The following is a 16,690-nucleotide window of genomic DNA, read 5'->3' as shown; positions in this document are numbered from 1 at the left end:
ATTCTGACTGGATAAGCGGTGCCGCCAAGGTGGAGCACCCCTCATCCGTCGCCTTCGGCGACACCTTCTCCCACAAGGGGAGAAGGGGAAATGCGCCCTTACTCCGGCACGTTCCGCACCGCGCCCTTGTCGGCGCTGGTGGCGAAGGCGGCGTAGGCTCGGAGCGCCGTCGTCACCTTGCGCTTGCGCTTTTCGGCCGGCTTCCAGGCGTCGGCGCCCTTTGCGTTCATCGCCGTCCGGCGCGCTTCGAGCTCGGCATCGCTGATGGCGAGGCGGATGGTGCGGTTGGGAATGTCGATCTCGATCGTATCGCCTTCCTGGACCAGGCCGATCGCGCCGCCTTCGGCGGCCTCGGGCGAGACATGGCCGATCGACAGGCCGGACGTGCCGCCGGAGAAGCGGCCGTCGGTGATCAGCGCGCAGGCTTTGCCGAGGCCCTTCGACTTCAGGTAGCTCGTCGGGTAGAGCATTTCCTGCATGCCGGGGCCGCCGCGCGGCCCTTCATAGCGGATGACGACGATGTCGCCGGCCTTGATCTCGTTGCCGAGGATCGCCTTGACGGATGCGTCCTGGCTCTCGAAGACGCGAGCCGGGCCGGTGAACTTCAGGATCGACTCGTCGACGCCGGCGGTCTTCACGATGCAGCCGTCGAGCGCCAGATTGCCCTTCAGCACGGCAAGGCCGCCATCCTTGGAGAAGGGCGTCTTGGCTGAGCGGATGACGCCCTTTTCACGATCGAGGTCGAGCTCGCCCCAGCGGCGGTCCTGGCTGAAAGCGACCTGGGTCGGCACGCCGCCGGGAGCGGCGAGGAAGAAGTCGCGGACGTTTTCGGCAGAGGTGCGCGAAATATCCCAGTGGTCGAGGGCCTCGCCGAGGGTCGCCGTATGCACGGTGGGCAGGTCGCGGTTGATCAGGCCTGCCTGGTCGAGTTGGCCGAGGATGGCCATGATGCCGCCGGCGCGATGGACGTCCTCCATGTGCACGTCGGACTTGGCCGGCGCCACCTTGCAGAGCACGGGCACCTTGCGCGACAGCCGGTCGATGTCCTCCATGGTGAAGTCGACCTCGCCCTCATGGGCGGCGGCAAGGATGTGCAGCACCGTGTTGGTCGAGCCGCCCATGGCGATATCGAGCGCCATTGCGTTCTCGAAGGCGCCCTTGGAGGCGATGCTGCGCGGCAGGGCTGTTTCGTCGTCCTGCTCGTAATAGCGCTGGGCGAGATCGACGACGAGGTGGCCTGCCTCGACGAACAGGCGCTTGCGGTCGGCATGGGTGGCCAAGGTCGAGCCGTTGCCGGGCAGCGACAGGCCGAGCGCTTCCGTCAGGCAGTTCATCGAATTGGCGGTGAACATGCCGGAGCACGAACCGCAGGTCGGGCAGGCCGAGCGCTCGATGACCTTGACGTCCTCGTCGGAGATCTTGTCGTCGGCGGCAGCGACCATGGCATCGACCAGATCGAGCGCCTGCGCCTTGCCGGCCAGCACCACCTTGCCGGCCTCCATCGGTCCGCCCGAGACGAAGACAGTCGGGATGTTGAGGCGAAGCGACGCCATCAGCATGCCGGGCGTGATCTTGTCGCAGTTGGAGATGCAGACCATGGCGTCGGCGCAATGCGCGTTGACCATGTATTCGACGGAATCGGCGATCAGCTCGCGCGACGGCAGCGAATAGAGCATGCCGTCATGTCCCATGGCGATGCCGTCGTCGACGGCGATGGTGTTGAATTCCTTGGCGACGCCGCCGGCCTTCTCGATCTCGCGTGCGACGAGCTGGCCGAGGTCCTTCAGATGCACATGGCCCGGCACGAACTGGGTGAAGGAATTGACCACCGCGATGATCGGCTTGCCGAAATCGCTGTCCTTCATGCCCGTGGCGCGCCACAGGCCGCGAGCGCCGGCCATGTTGCGGCCATGGGTAGTGGTGCGGGAACGATAGGCGGGCATTGTATTGTCCTTGCTGGCTGGCCGCGCCGATGCGCGGCGGGCGGCGCTTAAATTTGGTCGGCAGCGTTATAGCGGCCATGATCCGGCCTTGCCACAATTTTGCGCTGCACCAGCACGCTTCGGGAATTTGACCTCTTCAGGAATTTTTGTTGCCGCTGTCGGATGATGCCTCGCTGAAGCGTCCTTGAGGCAGACGGCATCGAAGTGGCACGAAATCGCCGGCGACCCGTTTGACAACAAAAGCCAACATGAAGCCCGAGGAGCAAGGCATGCAGAAGATCACCACCTTCCTGTGGTTCGACAACCAGGCCGAGGAAGCCATGAACCACTACATCTCCATCTTCAAGAATTCGAAGGTGCTGAGCGTGACGCGCTGGCCCAAGGGCCATCCCCAGGAAGGCCAGGTGCTGGTCGCCTCGTTCGAGCTCGACGGCGTGCAGTTCCAAGCCCTCAACGGCGGGCCGCAATACAAGTTCACCGAAGCGATCTCGCTGTCGATCGACTGCAAGACGCAGGAAGAGGTGGATCACTTCTGGACCAGGCTCACCGAAGGCGGCGAACCGGGACGCTGCAGCTGGCTGAAGGACAAGTTCGGCGTTTCCTGGCAGGTCGTGCCGGAGCAACTGCCGCGCCTGCTTCAGGATCCGGACCGGGCCAAGGCCGGTCGTGTCATGTCGGCGATGATGCAGATGGGCAAGATCGAAATCGACAAGCTCGAAGCGGCGGCGAGGGGGTGAGCGCCTTTACCTTCTCCCCTTGTGGGAGAAGGTGGATCGGCGCGCAGCGCCGAGACGGATGAGGGGTGTTCCAGCGGAGTGAGACGTTGGCTTTCCCTGGAACACCCCTCATCCGACCTCGCTTCGCGAGGCCACCTTCCCCCACAAGGGGGGAAGGGAAAAACATTCACGCCGCTTTGTCGCGCACCTGGTAATCCTTGACCGCGGCGAAGCGGATCGCTTTCCAGCGCTCGGCTTCGTAGTTCAGCGAGAAGGCGTGCTGGGCGAGGAAGACCGGATCGTTGTCGAGGTCGCGGGCGATGTCGCCCCGATGCGATTCGATGAAACGTTGTACCTCCGCCCTGTCGTCGGCCGAGATCCAGCGGCAGATCGAGAAACGCGACATCTCGAAATCCACCGGCAGCGTGTATTCGATGTTCAGCCGTTCCTTGAGCACGTCAAGCTGCAGCGCGCCGACGACGCCGACAATGGCCGGCGAGCCGTCCTCGGGCGAGAACAGCTGCACGACGCCTTCCTCGGCCATCTGGTGCAGCGCTTCCTTCAGCTTCTTCGCTTTCATGGCGTCACCGAGGCGCACGCGGCGCAGGATTTCCGGAGCGAAGTTCGGTACGCCGCGGAACAGGATCTCCTCGCCTTCGGTCAGCGTGTCGCCGATGCGCAGCGTGCCGTGGTTGGGGATGCCGACGACGTCGCCGGCGAAGGCCTCGTCGGCGGTGACGCGGGTGCGGGCGAAGAAGAACTGCGGCGCCGACAGGCTCATCGGCTTGCCGGTGCGCACAAGCTTGGCCTTCATGCCACGCTCCAGCTTGCCCGAGCAGACGCGCACGAAAGCGATGCGGTCGCGGTGGTTGGGATCCATATTGGCCTGGATCTTGAAGACGAAGGAGGTCATTTTGTCCTCCGTCGCCTCGACCAGACGTTCGTCGGCCTCCTGGGCGCGCGGCGGCGGGCCATAGGCGCCCAGCGCTTCGATCAGGTCGCGCACGCCGTAATTGCGCAGCGCCGAGCCGAAATAGACGGGCGTCAGATGGCCTTCGCGGAAGGCCTCCACGTCAAGCGGACGGCAGGCCTCGCGCGCGAGTTCCAGTTCCTCTATGAAGGCTTCACGCTCATTGTCCGGCAACAATCCCGCGACGCGGTTGGAATCGGGACCGTGGACCGGCGTGCGCTCCTTCTCGTCGTCGTTGCGGCGCACCGCGTTCTGCGCCAGGTGGTAGGTGCCCGAAAAGGTCCTGCCGCGGCCGATTGGCCAGGTGACGGGCGCAGTGTCGAGCGCCAGCTTCTGCTCGATCTCGTCGAGGATTTCGAACGGATCGCGGCTCTCGCGGTCCATCTTGTTGACGAAGGTGATGATCGGAATGTCGCGCAGCCGGCAGACCTCGAACAGTTTCAGCGTGCGCGGCTCGATGCCCTTGGCGGCGTCGATGACCATGACGGCAGAATCTACCGCCGACAGCGTGCGGTAGGTGTCGTCGGCGAAATCCTCGTGACCCGGCGTGTCGAGCAGGTTGAAGACGTTGTCGTCATATTCGAAGGTCATCACCGAGGTGACGACCGAGATGCCGCGCTCGCGCTCGATCTTCATCCAGTCGGATCGCGTCTGGATGCGGTCCTTCTTGGCCTTGACCTCGCCGGCAAGCTGAATGGCGCCGCCGAACAAAAGCAGCTTTTCGGTGAGCGTGGTCTTGCCGGCGTCGGGGTGGGCGATGATCGCGAAGGTGCGGCGGCGCGATACCGCCTGTTCGATGTCTTCTGCCAATTTTTGGAATCCTGTCTGTGGCGCGGGCTTCTAGCAGCGCATTGCCAGCCTGTCGACGGTTTTGGACAAACCGGTTCGACCGGCGCAGCAGAGAGACGTGCCGTCGGCAAAAGACCTTGGTCCTCACTTCCACATACCGTCGCGATCGGTCTTGCCGCCGAACCAGGTGACCGACGCGATTTCCGAGCGTTTGATGCCGATGTCGCGCAGCAAATAGTTCGGCAGCTCGTCCAGCCAGGCGCGATCCCTGCGGATGCGGACGATCCGCGCGAGGACGCGGAGGCCGGAACGGCATATTTCGACGGCTGTCGCGAAGAAACGCCCGTTAACGTACGGGCGGGCGACGGGCTTCATTCCCAGACGAAGGGCTGGCATGATCATCTTCCTTTTGTTTGAACGAAGGGATCGGGAGGGCCGTGCAGGCCCTCCCGAAGACGCTGCGCGTGTCAGGACCGGTCGTGCGCGCAGCTCACATAAGGGTTCCAGTCGGCGAACATGCCGGCCGGGTTGTGCCGCCAGTGCCAGACATGGAGCTCGTAGTAAGGGTCCACCGGGTGGGCGCCCACCGTCGTCTTGCGCTGCAGGGTGCGGCCGAGGAATTCGGGTACGCCTTTGCCCTTCCAGTCCTTTTCGAAGACGATGTATTCCATGCCGACGAGCTGCATGGAGCCATCGGCCTCCGGCTCGTAGGTCAGCACGTCCGGCTCGCCGAGCGCGAGCCTGCCGTCGCCGGCCCGCCCGGGATGGATGAAGTGGACGCCCATCGTGCCGTGCTCGTCATGCGTCGTGCATTCGAACAGTTGCCGGTAGCCGTCCGCCTTGGCGACCTCGATGTCGAGATACTTGGCCGACATTTCCCGGGACCGGTTGAGCACTGGATCGGGCATGTCATGGGCGAGCGCGGTGCCGCAAAACAGCGCGGAGGCGCCGACGGCAAGGACAATTTCCGCAAAGCGCTTCACGATCGATCCTCCCCGTCAGGCGGCGGCGTAAGCCGTCGTCGGATCGAACAGGCGCTTGACCTGCGTGATCTTCGTCGCCGGAAAGCCGCTCATCTTGGCATGACGCTGGATGATCGCCTCGTCCTTGGCGAGATAGACGCAAAAGGTCTTGTCGTCCGTCACGAAGGATTCGACCCACTGGATGTCGGGGCCGAGCTCGGCCAGAACGGCGTTCGAGGCCTTGGACGCGTCGCGAAGCTGCTCGCGCTCGAAGGTGCCGACCTTGGGGATCTCGCGTTCGATGATGTATTTGTGCATGTCACAATCTCCTTGATCTGGGTTCAAATGCCACCGAGCGTCCGACCAGGTCGGAGCCCGTGACATCCCGGGGGCCGCTGAGCTAAACTGCAGCTTGGCCCGCCAGGCAGACGGAGAATTACGAAAGAGGCGGCCAACAGTCCTTATGCCGCCCTTATCTTATTCTGATCCTTTGCCTATTGCCGTTACAGGGATTGCTGCCGATGGGAATTTATTGCTTCGGCGACTTCGAACTCAATGAGGACTCGCGCGCCCTTCGCCTCGCCGGAAGCGAGATCGAGGTGCAGCCCCTGGTCTTCGATTTCCTCGCCGTCCTGCTGCGCCATCAGGAGCGCGCCTTGAGCAAGGACGAATTGCTTGAGACGCTGTGGCCCGGCGTGACGGTGACCGAGGCTTCGCTGCAGCGCGTCGCGAGCCTTGCCCGCGGCATTCTTCGCCAGGGTGGCATGGAGACGGCGCTGCGCAACCTGCCCCGCTTCGGCTACCGGATTTGCCTCGATCAACCGGCCGCCTCGGAAACCAGGCCGGCGCTGGCCGATGGGGGCGGCAGGCCCTCGATCCCCAGCCTGCCAATTCTGTCGGCGCGGGCTGCCGCTGCAGCGAGGAAATGGCATGACGCCGCGGCCGCTTTCACGCAAGCGGATGCCGCCGACGAGCTGCTGACGGCCGATCTCGAGGAATGGGCGCTGGCGCTAGAATGCATGGGCCGGCCGGCCGAAGCCATCCCGCTTCTGGCGCGCGCGGTGACGGCTTACGGCGTGGCCGGCGAGCGGCTGCGCGCGGCTTCCCCCGCAATCACCCTCGCCAGGATCCATCTCGAGAGAGGCGAGCTTGCCGTCGCCAAGGGCTGGCACAAGCGCGCCGCGCAGTTGATCGATACTGCTTCCGACAGCAGGGAGCACGGTCTCTGGTGCTGGATGGGGGCGCGCATCATGGGCGCGGAAGCCGAGCCGGAACAGGCGCTTGCGCTGGCTGAACAGGCCTTCGCGGTCGGCAGGCATCTCGACGATCCGGTGGTGGAGTCGCTCGGCCTTATCTATCGCGGCTTCTTCAAACTGTGTCTCGGTGAAACCAAAGCCGGGCAGGAGGATCAGGACCTTGCCGCCGCGCTCGGCCTGTCCAGCGACGTCGACCCGGTCGTCGGCGGAATCCTCTATTGCAACATCCTGTGGGCCTGTCGGAATTTCGGCGACTGGTCGCGCGCCAACCAATGGACGCTTAGCTACGAAGATTGGTGCAGGGGACACGGGCTGGAAGACCTTTCGGGCTCGTGCCGGCTGCATCGCGCCGAAGTGCTCGGCGTTCATGGTACGCTGAAGGAGGCGGAAGCGCTTGTGCGCGCGGCACTCGACCAGCTCGCACTCGACGCGCCCTGGGCGACCGGCGACGCCTTGCGCGTGCTGGGCGACATTCACCTGGCAGCCGGAGAATTCACGGAAGCCGAAGCGGCCTACCGCGCATCGCATGCGGCGGGGTGGGATCCGCAGCCCGGACTTGCGCTGCTGCAACTCGAGCAGGGACAGGCGGAGGCCGCTTTCAGCGCTCTCGAACGTTCCCTGGTGGGCAATGGCTGGCCGACGCTGCAGCGGCGAGGCTTGGTCCTCGCCACGCTCGCCAAGGTCGCGGCGCGGACCAATCGGCGCGAGCGGGCGAAAGAGGTGATCGCCGAATTGGAGACCCAGCCGCAGCGTTGGCCGATGGCCTCCATCCAAGCGCTGACCGCGGAAGCCAAGGCGGAACTTTTCATGCAGGAAGAGCGCCTCGCCGAGGCTGCGCGGGAGTTGCAGATCGCATGCTCGCGCTGGAACGAGATCGGCTCGCCGATTAATGTCGCCGACGCCAGGCTGTCGCTCGCGGCGCTGCTCATCAGGATCGGCGATCGTTCCGGCGCTGAGCTGGAGCTCGGCACCGCGCTGGCGATTGCGAAGAAAGTCGACTCTTCACGGCTCATGCGGCGCTGCGACGAGCTGAAGGGCCTGATTGCCGGGGCGCAGGGGGTAGCGGTGGGCAGCGACTAGCTCTCACTTGAGGTCTGGCCTGCGCGGTGGCATGAGAGGGAAATCTCTCTCTCAAAGGTCCGGCATGAGCAGCGCAAAGCAAGTCATCGTCATCGGCGCCGGCATTATCGGCGCCTCGATCGCCTGGCATCTGACGCGGGCCGGCGCACGGGTGACGGTGGTTTCGGAAAGCCGCGCCGGCGGTGTCGCCACGCCGAATTCCTTTGCCTGGATCAATGCCAGCTGGGGCAATCCGGAAACCTATTTCCGGCTGCGCATCCGCGCCATGGCCGAATGGAAGCGGCTGGCGAAGGACGTGCCGGGCCTGCCGCTCGCCTGGTGCGGCGGCCTGTGCTTCGACCTGCCCGCGGACAGGCTCGAAGCCTATGCGGTCGAGCATTCGTCCTGGGGCTACGGCATCGAGCGGGTCGGGCGCGAACAGGCGGCGCGCATCGAGCCCAATTTGGCGGAGCTTCCCGAGTTTGCACTTTATGTCGCGCAGGAAGGCGTGGCCGAGCCTGTGGAGACCACGAAGGCGCTGCTGGCGGATGCCGAACGGCGCGGCGCGCGGATCGTCAAGGGAAGCGTCGACAGGCTGGCGCTGGTCAACGGCAAGGTTACGGGCGTCGTCGCTTCGGGCGAGATCATCGCCGCCGACGAGGTGGTGATTGCGGCAGGCGCCGGCGCTCCGGCGATCGCCGCGACGGCAGGCATCAAGCTGCCGATCGAGACCCCGCCCGGCCTGATCGTGCATTCGCGACCGCACTCAAAGCTGCTCAACGGGCTGGTGCTGGCTGACAGACTGCATATGCGCCAGACCGCCGATGGCCGTATCATCGCGGGCTCGGATTTCGGCGGCGGCGATCCGGGGGAGAATCCAGAGGCCGCCGCGCACGCGCTGTTCGCCGCGACGAAAGCGATGCTGCGCGACGCGAAGGAGCTGGAATTCGACTTCCACACGATCGGCTACCGTCCGACGCCGGTCGACGGGTTCCCGATCGTCAGCCGCGCGAAAGGTGTCGGCGGCCTCTACGTCGCCGTCACCCATTCCGGCATCACGCTGGCGCCGGCGGTCGGCCTGTTTGCGGCCGGCGAAATCCTCAACGACAAGCGCGATGCGTTGCTTGAACCCTACGCGCTGTCGCGTTTCGCTCAGTAGCCGGGAGGCCGGCGAAATCCTCCGGTGAGCGGCGCAAGCGCGGCTGCAATGCCGAGCAGCCGCGCTTCCGACCATTTCCTGCCGACCAATTGAAGGCCGATCGGCAAGCCATCGCGGTCCTGCCCGCAAGGGAACGCAAGCGCCGGATGGCTGGAATAATTGAACACCGCGCCATAGGCCGGCAGCATCCAGTAGCTCTCTTCCTTGCCGTCGACCTTGAGCGGGCTGCCCGGCTTGCCGTGCGGGAAGGCGGTGGTCATGGCGACCGGGCAGAGCAAGGCATCGCAGCTCTCAAAGAACCGCTCCCAGGCAAGGATCGACCGGTCGCGGCGGGCAAGCGCCGCGAACCAGCGCGATACCGGCGTCGGCTGCTCCGGCGGTTCCGGCTGCGCGGCTTCCAGCATCATGCCGATCAGCTTGCCGCCCTCGGCGAGGTCGTCGTGCAGGTCGAGCTTCGGCAATTTCGCTTCCTCCACAACCGCGCCTGTCGAGGCGAGCTGCGCGGCCAGGCTTTCGACGGCGGCACGGATTTCGGTGGCAACCGGGAAGCCCGGGAAAGATTCGGCCACGGCGATGCGCAACGACTTGAGTTCGAGTTTCGGCATCGGCTCAACCGGCACGGGCACCAGGTCGGTGTCCGCGCGGTCCGGTCCGGCAATGATCCGGTAGATCAGCGCCAGATCCTCGATGTTGCGAGCAATCGGGCCAACACATGACATCAGCCGCACGCTGCGCGGCACACCGCCCGGAGCGGGAAAGGCGCCGGCCAGCGACACGCGATGTTCAGTTGGCTTCAGGCCATAGACGCCACAGAAAGCAGCGGGCAAGCGTATGGAATCCTGCATGTCGGTGCCGACTTCGAACGGAGTCATGCCTGTCGCTACTGCCGCGGCCGCGCCACCGCCTGAGCCGCCGGCCGTGCGCGACGGATCCCACGGATTGCAAGTGCGCCCGAACAGCGGGTTGTCGGACTGCCAGTCGCCCAGCATGGTGGCGACGTTGGTCTTGCCGACCAGTATGGCGCCGGCTGCTTTCAGCCTTTCAACCACAGGGCTGTCCTGCCTAGCCATGTAGTCGGCGAACGGCGGAAAACCGACGGTGGTCCTGATACCCGCCGTCTCGTGCGCATCCTTCAGCGTGAATGGCACCCCGTGCAGCGGACCGAGCGTGTCGCCGCGCGCCATTGCCGCATCGGCCAGGAGGGCACGTGCCTGCGCCTGTTCCCGATCGAGGACGACGACAGCGTTGACCGCCCCGTTGTGCCGGTCGATCTGGGCAAGCTGCGCATCGAGCGCCTCGATCGCCGAAATTTTTCGCTGGGCAATGGCTGCCGCGAGCTCGGCAGTCGAGGAAAACCCGATATCCATGTGCACACTCCGGCTGCTTACCGCGCTCCGCCTTGAACATGGCGGACAGAGGGTGCGGCTTCAAGCCGAATTCAGCATCCGAGCCTCGCGAGCGCTTGATCGAAATTGCGCCAGGTGCCGATTTCCCTCACCCTGCCAGAGCCAACTGAACGGCCGCCGGCGCGAAAGGCTTGATGCTGGTGCTGTCGCGGGTCATGGTGACGAAACTCGACTGCGGAATCTCATGCCAGGTCCGGCCGTCGCGATCGAACGGCTCGGAGACGATGCAGCGACCTACTCCCTTGGCGAAGGCGCCGGTATAGAGCGTCGGAGCATGCTCGTCGGTGGCGTAGCGAACGGCGTGAAGCGCCCGACCGTCGCTGAAGGCAGCCGTCAACTTCAGCGACGGTTCGATGCCGGCACGGCGCGCAGCATCGAGCACCCGGCTGGTGGCGCGCGACACCGCGCCTAGTGGATCCTGCGCCAGGCCTTCGCCGATCATAAGCTGAAAGAACAGTTCGGAATCCGTGCTGCCTTCGACCTGGTCGAACAACGTATCGGAGAGCGAATTCTCGAGCGCGCGACGGATCTTCTCGAAGCCGCCGATCTGGCCATTATGCATGAACGACCAGCGGCCCGAAACGAAGGGATGGCAGTTCGCGCGGCTGGTGGCGCCGCCTGTCGAGGCGCGCACATGCGCCAGGAACATGCCGGATTTTATCTGGCGTCCAAGGCTCCTGAGATTGGTATCGGACCAGGCCGGCAGGACATCGCGGTAAAGGCCGGGTTCCGGCCGGTCGCCATACCAGGCTACGCCGAAGCCGTCGGCACTGATCGGCGATTTCGCCTCCTTCGCGCCATGGCTCTGAACGATCAGCGAATGGGAGGGTGCGGCGATGACGTCCTCCAGGAAGATCGCGTCGCCGAGATAGGCTGCCCACCTGCACATTGTTTGATCCTCTGTCGATGCGCTCTGGGCGCGCGAATGGATTCGCGGCCCGTCGAGCGCCACAGATGACAGGAGCGAGCCCGGGCGTCCTTACGCCGCGCTTACGTTTTGCTGATCTCTGCCTGAATCCGGCAGCCTGGATCTTGCTTCAGCCGACCAGCGCCGGCGGGGCCGCCGCCGGCGCAAACGGCCGGATGCCAGTGCCGACCCTCGTCATGGTGACGAAGCTCGATGGCGGGATCGCCTGCCAGTCGCGACCGTCGCGGTCGAAGGGCTCGGAGACGATGCAATGGCCGGCGCGTTTCGCGAAAGCGCCGGTATAGAGCGTCGGCGCATGGTCGTCGGTGGCGTAGCGCACAGCATAGAGCGCCTCGCCATCGGAAAAGGCCGCGGTCAGTTTCAACGCAGGTTCGATGCCGGCCCGGCGCGAGGCCTCGATGACGCGACCGGTTGCCCGCGACACCGCGCCCTGCGGGTCGCTCGCCAGTCCCTGGTCGATCATCAAGAGGAAAAAGAGCTCGGAATCGGTGGTGCCCTCGCGCTGGTCGAAGACCTCGTCGGAGAGCGAGTTCTCCAGCGCGCGGCGGATCTTTTCGAAGCCGCCGATCTGACCGTTGTGCATGAACGACCAGCGGCCGGAGACGAAAGGATGGCAGTTCATGCGGCTGGTGGCGCCGCCGGTCGAGGCGCGCACATGGGCCAGAAACAGGCCCGACTTGATCTGCCGGCACAGGCTCTTCAGGTTGGGGTCGGACCAGGCCGGCAGGATATCGCGATAAAGGCCGGGCTCGGGCCGGTCGCCATACCAGGCCAGGCCGAAGCCGTCGCCGTTGGTCGGCGACTTGGCTTCCTGGGCGCAGTGGCTTTGGGCGATCAGCGAGTGGCAGGGCGCGGTGATGATGTCTTCGAGGAAGACCGCTTCACCCAAATAGGCCGCCCACCGGCACATCGCATTCCACCATCTATCAGGCGCGGTCCAGGAGAGCCTTTGGCTCCTTCACCGCGTGCGAGCCCCTGTTGTGCGTGCGTTCATAAAGCTCGCGAACGATTCGGCTGGCCGTAGTCTCGAACAGAAATGGCAAGAAAGCGTGAACGAGCGCGGCGCCCGCCGCCATCGACAGCCGCGAGCAGAACCAGGCGGCGAAAGCCATATGGCCGAAATAGGTCTCGCCGACCTTCTCCGGGTGAGCCGTGAACAGTGCCGTAAACCGTGTCGTCATGGTGATCCCTCCTGCCGGGACGAGCCCCGATGGTGAGTATCGTGCCATACGGCTTTGGTTCATTGGTCCCAGATGGTCCTTGCTTTTTCATATTTTGTGGGACATTCATCCCAATATGGCGACGGAAATCGATGAAATTGATCGAAGATTGCTGGCCGAGCTGCAACGCGACGGCACGCTGTCGGTCGACCAGCTGTCGGAGCGGGTGGCGCTGTCGCGCAACGCCTGCTGGCGGCGCGTCAAGCGGCTGGAGGAGGATGGCGTCATCACCGGCCGCGTCGCGCTGGTCGATGCCGACAAGCTCGGGCTGGGCCTATCCGTTTTCATCCTGGTCCGCACCTCCAACCACGATCCGGACTGGCTGCAGAAATTCCGCGCGGCAGTGACCGGCTTTGCCGAGATCACCGGCGTCTACCGGATGTCGGGTGACCTCGACTATGTGCTGAGGGCCCGCGTCGCCGACGTCAAAGCCTATGACCGCCTCTACCAGCGGCTGATCGCCAAGGTGGCGCTGTCGGACGTCTCGGCCTCCTTCGTCATGGAGGAAATCAAGGAGACCACCGTCGTGCCGGTGGAACTGCGCTAACCGGAACCGCCTTGAAAGAAAGGCGTTGATAGCGTCACGGCCGGGTTGACCGAATCGGTACCCGCGCCGATAGGAGTGGGCTCATGCGCACGGCTGTCCATTCTTCCTCCGTCATCGGCCCCACCGTCGGTTTCGTCAGGCTTCCGCATGGCGAAGGCCTGCCTCTGCCGGCCTATGAGAGCGCGGGCGCCGCCGGCATGGATTTGCGCGCCGCAGTGCCGGAGGACCGGCCACTGCTCATCCTGCCAGGAAAACGCGCGCTGGTGCCGACGGGGCTCGTCCTGGAAATCCCGGAAGGCATGGAAGGCCAGGTGCGGCCGCGCTCGGGCCTCGCCTTCAAGCATGGCCTTACCGTCCTCAACTCGCCCGGCACCGTCGACAGCGACTATCGCGGCGAGGTGAAAGTGCTGCTCGTCAACCTCGGCGACGAGGATTTCCCGGTGACGCGCGGCATGCGCATCGCCCAGATCGTCTTCGCCCCCGTCACCCAGGTTACGGTCGAGGAGCGCGCTCTCGCCGGCGGCACGACGCGCGGAGCCGGTGGGTTCGGATCGACCGGCACCGCTTGAATGGCAATTCCTAAGCTAGTTATCTTCGACTGCGACGGGGTTCTGGTCGACACCGAGAATCTTGCCAACCGGCGCCTCGCCGAATGGCTGACCGCCGCCGGTTTTGCGACCACATTCGAATATTGCCGCAAGCATTTCTCCGGCCGCAGCATGGTCTCGGTGCAGCAGGAGATCGAAGGGACGACCAAGGCCAGGCTCGGCGCCGACTTCGTGGAGCGCTGGAATGCCGGCCTGCCGGACCTCTTTTCGCACGGGGTCGAAGCAATCCCCTATGTGCGCGACTTCATCGATAAGGTGCGGGCCTCGGGCATCGCCTATTGCGTCGCTTCCTCGGCGCGGGTTTCGAAGATGTACATCACGCTCGGCCAGACCGGGCTGTTGCCGCTGTTCGAGCATGCGATGTTCTCATCCACCATGGTCAGCCGAGGCAAACCGTTCCCGGATCTCTTTCTTCATGCGGCGAAGACGATGGGCTGCGCGCCGGCCGACTGCATCGTCATCGAAGACAGCGTCGCGGGGACAGAGGCCGGCATCGCCGCCGGCATGCGGGTGTTCTCCTATTATGCCGATCCGCTCTCCGATCGCGATGGCCTGGCGGCGGCCGGCGGCATATTGTTCGACGATATGCGCGAACTTGCCGGGCTCGTGCCGATCCGCTGATCGCACCCGGCTGCGCACCGCAACGCGCCGTGCTAGCGTGAGCGCATCCGAGGGGGCGCGGTCGGTGATTTCCACCTTATGCCGTTTCATGTTTGCATGCCTGCTGCTGCCATGCCTGTGGGCGGCCGCGCTGGCCCAGGCCGTCAGCTTTCCGGAACTGAACAGCGCCATTCCCGGGCACCAGGACGTCACCTATTTCGACCTCGCCAAAATGATCGTGCCTGATCTCAAGCCCGGCGACGACGGCTTCTACACAGGCGGCGCGCCCATCGAGATGCGCGACATCCTCGGCGGCAACGACGGCGGATCGCCGCCCGAGACCGTCAATCTGCCGAATGCGGCGGTGCTGGCCATGAAGGCCGGCGGCAAGGACCGGCTGGCGATGCTTCTCGATCTCGGCCAGTCGCAGGACAGCGCCGAAGGATTTGCCGTGCTGGCCGTCTACGATCTCACCGACAAGCCGAAGCTGCTCGACGCGGTCAATGTCGGAACCGACCGGAGCACCTATTTTCGCGATCCAGGAAAACTCCCGATCAGCGCGGATGACGACGCGCTGCTCACCATGAGCACGCATTTCAATTCGAACCAGGGCTATGTCGGCACGATCCTTATCCTCGTCCGGAATGACCGGTTCGAGGCGATCGACCAGATCAATACGTTCGACGAGAATGTCTGCGCCTATAGGCGCACGCAGGACCTGTCCTTCCAGACGCACGGTGACGACAAACCTTACGCAGCGATCAAAGTGACGGTGACCGACGCCACCAAGCCGAGCGGCGAAAGCTGCGGGGAACCAGCGTCCAAGGCCGCCTCGCACGACATTTCCATCACCTATCGCTGGGACGATGCCAAGTCTCGCTATGTCAGGAATTCCGACGCCTTCGAGAAATTGTCAGCAGAGAACGAGAAACGCTTCTGAACGAAACGCAATCATTTGCCCGGCCCCGGCACGCGCGATAGATTTCTCCCCACAACCCCGATCATGATTGAGGATCCATCATGGACAAAGGCAAGATTTTTCGCGATCTGCATGCCTCCACCTTCGTCATGCCCAACCCTTGGGACATAGGCACGACCAAGCTTCTCGCTTCGTTCGGCTTCAAGGCGCTGGCGACGACCAGCGCCGGCTTCGCCTTCTCGCGCGGCCTGCCGGACGGCGCCGTGACCTTCGAGGCCATGATCCATCATTGCCGCGAGGTAACGGCGGCGACAGACCTGCCGGTTTCGGCCGATCTGGAGCGCGGCAAGGGCGACAGCCCCGAACAGGCCGCCGAGACCATCTTCGCGGCCGAAGCCGCCGGCCTTGCCGGCTGCTCGATCGAGGACCACACCGGCGACCCCGCCAATCCGATCTACGATTTCTCGCTGGCCGCCGAACGCGTCGCTGCCGCCGTCGAGGCGGCCCGGGCGCTCAAGCATGATTTCGTCTTCACCGCGCGGGCCGAGAATTTCCTGTGGGGCAAGACCGATCTCGACGACACCATCAAGCGCCTGCAGGCCTTCGAGAAAGCCGGCGCCGACGTGCTTTACGCGCCGGGCATCGGCGACGTCGAGATGGTGCGCACGATCTGCTCGTCGGTGGGCCGACCGGTCAATGTGATGGCCCGGCCCGGCTTCACCATCGCCGACCTTGCCATGGCCGGCGTCAAACGCATTTCGCTCGGACCGTGGCTGACCAATTTCGCCTATGGCATGCTGGAGACAGCGGCGCGCGAAATCCAGCAGGACGGCACCTTCGGCTTCACCCGCGCGGCGATGCCGTTCGGCAAGCTGCAGGCGCTGTTCCACGGCGGCGACACCGACTAAACCAGTTCCCGCGCCGAAACCGCCTTGTGCAGGTGCACCATCATGGCAGCCGCGAAGAGCGGCGTCAGCAGGTTGAGCAGCGGCACGGTCAGGAACAGGGCGATGACCAGTCCGGCCAGGAACACTGTGCCGGCATATTTGCGGCGCAGCGCCTTGGCCTCCGCCTCGGGGCGAAAACGCATGGCGGCGAACTCGAAGAATTCGCGGCCGAGCAGATAGCCGTTGACGATGAAGAAAGCGGCAATGTTGATGCCCGGCACCAGAAGCAAGAGCAGCGCGACGATGTTGCCGAGGACGACGACGCCAAAGAATTTGATCGCCAGCACAAGCGAATGCAGAGCCGGCACGGCATGGCCGGGCCGATCGTTGGGATAATCGGTGCGCTCGACCACTTCGGCAATATCGTCGAGAAACAGGGCGGCGATGATCGCCGTCACCGGCGCGATGAGCAATGCCAAGCCCACGGCCATAACGATGCCGGCGATGATGCCGCCCAGCCACCCGGCCCAGGACGGGAGGCCCGGGAACAGCGTTTGCAGCCAAGGCCAGGCCAGCCATTCGAGCAGGCTTTCCAGGCCGACCCACAGCGCCAGCAGAGCGAGCAGCGTCAGCCCCAGCGTCTTGAGGAAGACGGAGCGGAATTCGGGCGAGAACAGCCGGCTGGCGGCGGCGCGGGCAGCGTCTAAGATCACGGCAGGTC

18 protein-coding genes are annotated in these 16,690 nt (G+C 64.8%); 8 read left to right on the top strand and 10 right to left on the bottom strand.

Annotated features, from left to right (window positions below; all coding sequences use genetic code 11):
- Positions 1–98 precede the first annotated feature (98 nt).
- A complete protein-coding gene (gene ilvD, locus O7A05_RS08480; protein WP_337092540.1) occupies positions 99–1,943 on the bottom strand; it encodes a dihydroxy-acid dehydratase in 1,845 nt (614 codons plus the stop codon).
- A gap of 269 nt (positions 1,944–2,212) precedes the next feature.
- Here ilvD and O7A05_RS08475 point away from each other — a divergent pair, with 269 nt between their 5' ends.
- On the top strand, positions 2,213–2,680 hold the full coding sequence (locus O7A05_RS08475; protein WP_140750787.1) for a VOC family protein: 468 nt from the start codon (positions 2,213–2,215) through the stop codon (positions 2,678–2,680).
- Between the two features lie 166 nt (positions 2,681–2,846).
- On the opposite strand, the gene O7A05_RS08470 is transcribed toward O7A05_RS08475, so the two are convergent.
- The 4 genes from O7A05_RS08470 to O7A05_RS08455 all read right to left on the bottom strand — a co-directional run bounded on the left by O7A05_RS08470 (position 2,847) and on the right by O7A05_RS08455 (position 5,698).
- Positions 2,847–4,439, bottom strand: coding sequence for a peptide chain release factor 3 (locus O7A05_RS08470; RefSeq protein WP_337092539.1), 1,593 nt, complete (start codon positions 4,437–4,439; stop codon positions 2,847–2,849).
- 123 nt (positions 4,440–4,562) lie between these two features.
- Entirely contained in the window at positions 4,563–4,814 is a 252-nt protein-coding gene (locus O7A05_RS08465) for a DUF1127 domain-containing protein (RefSeq protein ID WP_337092538.1), read from the bottom strand.
- A 71-nt stretch (positions 4,815–4,885) separates the two neighbouring features.
- The gene (locus O7A05_RS08460; RefSeq protein ID WP_337092537.1) at positions 4,886–5,401 is read right to left on the bottom strand and encodes a hypothetical protein; all 516 of its coding nucleotides are present in this window, start codon (positions 5,399–5,401) and stop codon (positions 4,886–4,888) included.
- Positions 5,402–5,416: 15 nt separating this feature from the next.
- Entirely contained in the window at positions 5,417–5,698 is a 282-nt protein-coding gene (locus tag O7A05_RS08455) for a DUF4242 domain-containing protein (protein ID WP_337092536.1), read from the bottom strand.
- A 203-nt stretch (positions 5,699–5,901) separates the two neighbouring features.
- On the opposite strand from O7A05_RS08455, the gene O7A05_RS08450 reads away from it, so the two are divergent.
- Positions 5,902–7,716, top strand: a complete 1,815-nt coding sequence (locus O7A05_RS08450; RefSeq protein ID WP_337092535.1) for a winged helix-turn-helix domain-containing protein — start codon at positions 5,902–5,904, stop codon at positions 7,714–7,716.
- A gap of 64 nt (positions 7,717–7,780) precedes the next feature.
- Positions 7,781–8,854: an NAD(P)/FAD-dependent oxidoreductase gene (locus tag O7A05_RS08445; protein ID WP_337092534.1), complete on the top strand. Its 1,074-nt coding sequence runs from the start codon at positions 7,781–7,783 to the stop codon at positions 8,852–8,854.
- On the opposite strand, the gene O7A05_RS08440 is transcribed toward O7A05_RS08445, so the two are convergent.
- The 4 genes from O7A05_RS08440 to O7A05_RS08425 all read right to left on the bottom strand — a co-directional run bounded on the left by O7A05_RS08440 (position 8,848) and on the right by O7A05_RS08425 (position 12,369).
- On the bottom strand, positions 8,848–10,221 hold the full coding sequence (locus tag O7A05_RS08440) for an amidase (protein WP_337092533.1): 1,374 nt from the start codon (positions 10,219–10,221) through the stop codon (positions 8,848–8,850). The two genes, O7A05_RS08445 and O7A05_RS08440, sit on opposite strands and share 7 nt — an antisense overlap.
- 127 nt (positions 10,222–10,348) lie before the next feature.
- Entirely contained in the window at positions 10,349–11,149 is an 801-nt protein-coding gene (locus tag O7A05_RS08435; RefSeq protein WP_337092532.1) for a class II glutamine amidotransferase, read from the bottom strand.
- Between the two features lie 148 nt (positions 11,150–11,297).
- Positions 11,298–12,098, bottom strand: a complete 801-nt coding sequence (locus O7A05_RS08430; RefSeq protein ID WP_337092531.1) for a class II glutamine amidotransferase — start codon at positions 12,096–12,098, stop codon at positions 11,298–11,300.
- 16 nt (positions 12,099–12,114) lie between these two features.
- On the bottom strand, positions 12,115–12,369 hold the full coding sequence (locus O7A05_RS08425; RefSeq protein ID WP_040994452.1) for a DUF6356 family protein: 255 nt from the start codon (positions 12,367–12,369) through the stop codon (positions 12,115–12,117).
- A gap of 115 nt (positions 12,370–12,484) precedes the next feature.
- Between O7A05_RS08425 and O7A05_RS08420 the strand changes: the two genes are divergently transcribed.
- The 5 genes from O7A05_RS08420 to O7A05_RS08400 all read left to right on the top strand — a co-directional run bounded on the left by O7A05_RS08420 (position 12,485) and on the right by O7A05_RS08400 (position 15,990).
- Positions 12,485–12,955: an Lrp/AsnC family transcriptional regulator gene (locus tag O7A05_RS08420; RefSeq protein WP_095766090.1), complete on the top strand. Its 471-nt coding sequence runs from the start codon at positions 12,485–12,487 to the stop codon at positions 12,953–12,955.
- A gap of 83 nt (positions 12,956–13,038) precedes the next feature.
- On the top strand, positions 13,039–13,524 hold the full coding sequence (gene dut, locus O7A05_RS08415; protein ID WP_224584776.1) for a dUTP diphosphatase: 486 nt from the start codon (positions 13,039–13,041) through the stop codon (positions 13,522–13,524).
- Positions 13,525–14,184, top strand: a complete 660-nt coding sequence (locus O7A05_RS08410) for an HAD family hydrolase (RefSeq protein ID WP_337092530.1) — start codon at positions 13,525–13,527, stop codon at positions 14,182–14,184. It begins immediately after the preceding gene.
- Between the two features lie 88 nt (positions 14,185–14,272).
- The gene (locus O7A05_RS08405) at positions 14,273–15,103 is read left to right on the top strand and encodes a hypothetical protein (protein WP_337092529.1); all 831 of its coding nucleotides are present in this window, start codon (positions 14,273–14,275) and stop codon (positions 15,101–15,103) included.
- Between the two features lie 80 nt (positions 15,104–15,183).
- The gene (locus tag O7A05_RS08400; RefSeq protein ID WP_337092528.1) at positions 15,184–15,990 is read left to right on the top strand and encodes an isocitrate lyase/PEP mutase family protein; all 807 of its coding nucleotides are present in this window, start codon (positions 15,184–15,186) and stop codon (positions 15,988–15,990) included.
- Here the strand turns inward: O7A05_RS08400 and O7A05_RS08395 are convergent.
- Complete coding sequence (locus tag O7A05_RS08395) at positions 15,987–16,682, bottom strand: sulfate transporter family protein (RefSeq protein WP_337092527.1); 696 nt, start codon at positions 16,680–16,682, stop codon at positions 15,987–15,989. The genes O7A05_RS08400 and O7A05_RS08395 overlap by 4 nt on opposite strands.
- Between the last annotated feature and the right edge of the window lie 8 nt (positions 16,683–16,690).

Origin of the sequence: Mesorhizobium argentiipisi (SeqCode) (assembly GCF_037179585.1) — a bacterium.
In the GTDB taxonomy this organism is placed as follows: Bacteria; Pseudomonadota; Alphaproteobacteria; order Rhizobiales; family Rhizobiaceae; genus Mesorhizobium; species Mesorhizobium argentiipisi.
The sequence above is the reverse complement of the archived record's forward strand: the minus strand, read 5'-3'. Positions and strand labels throughout refer to the sequence as shown.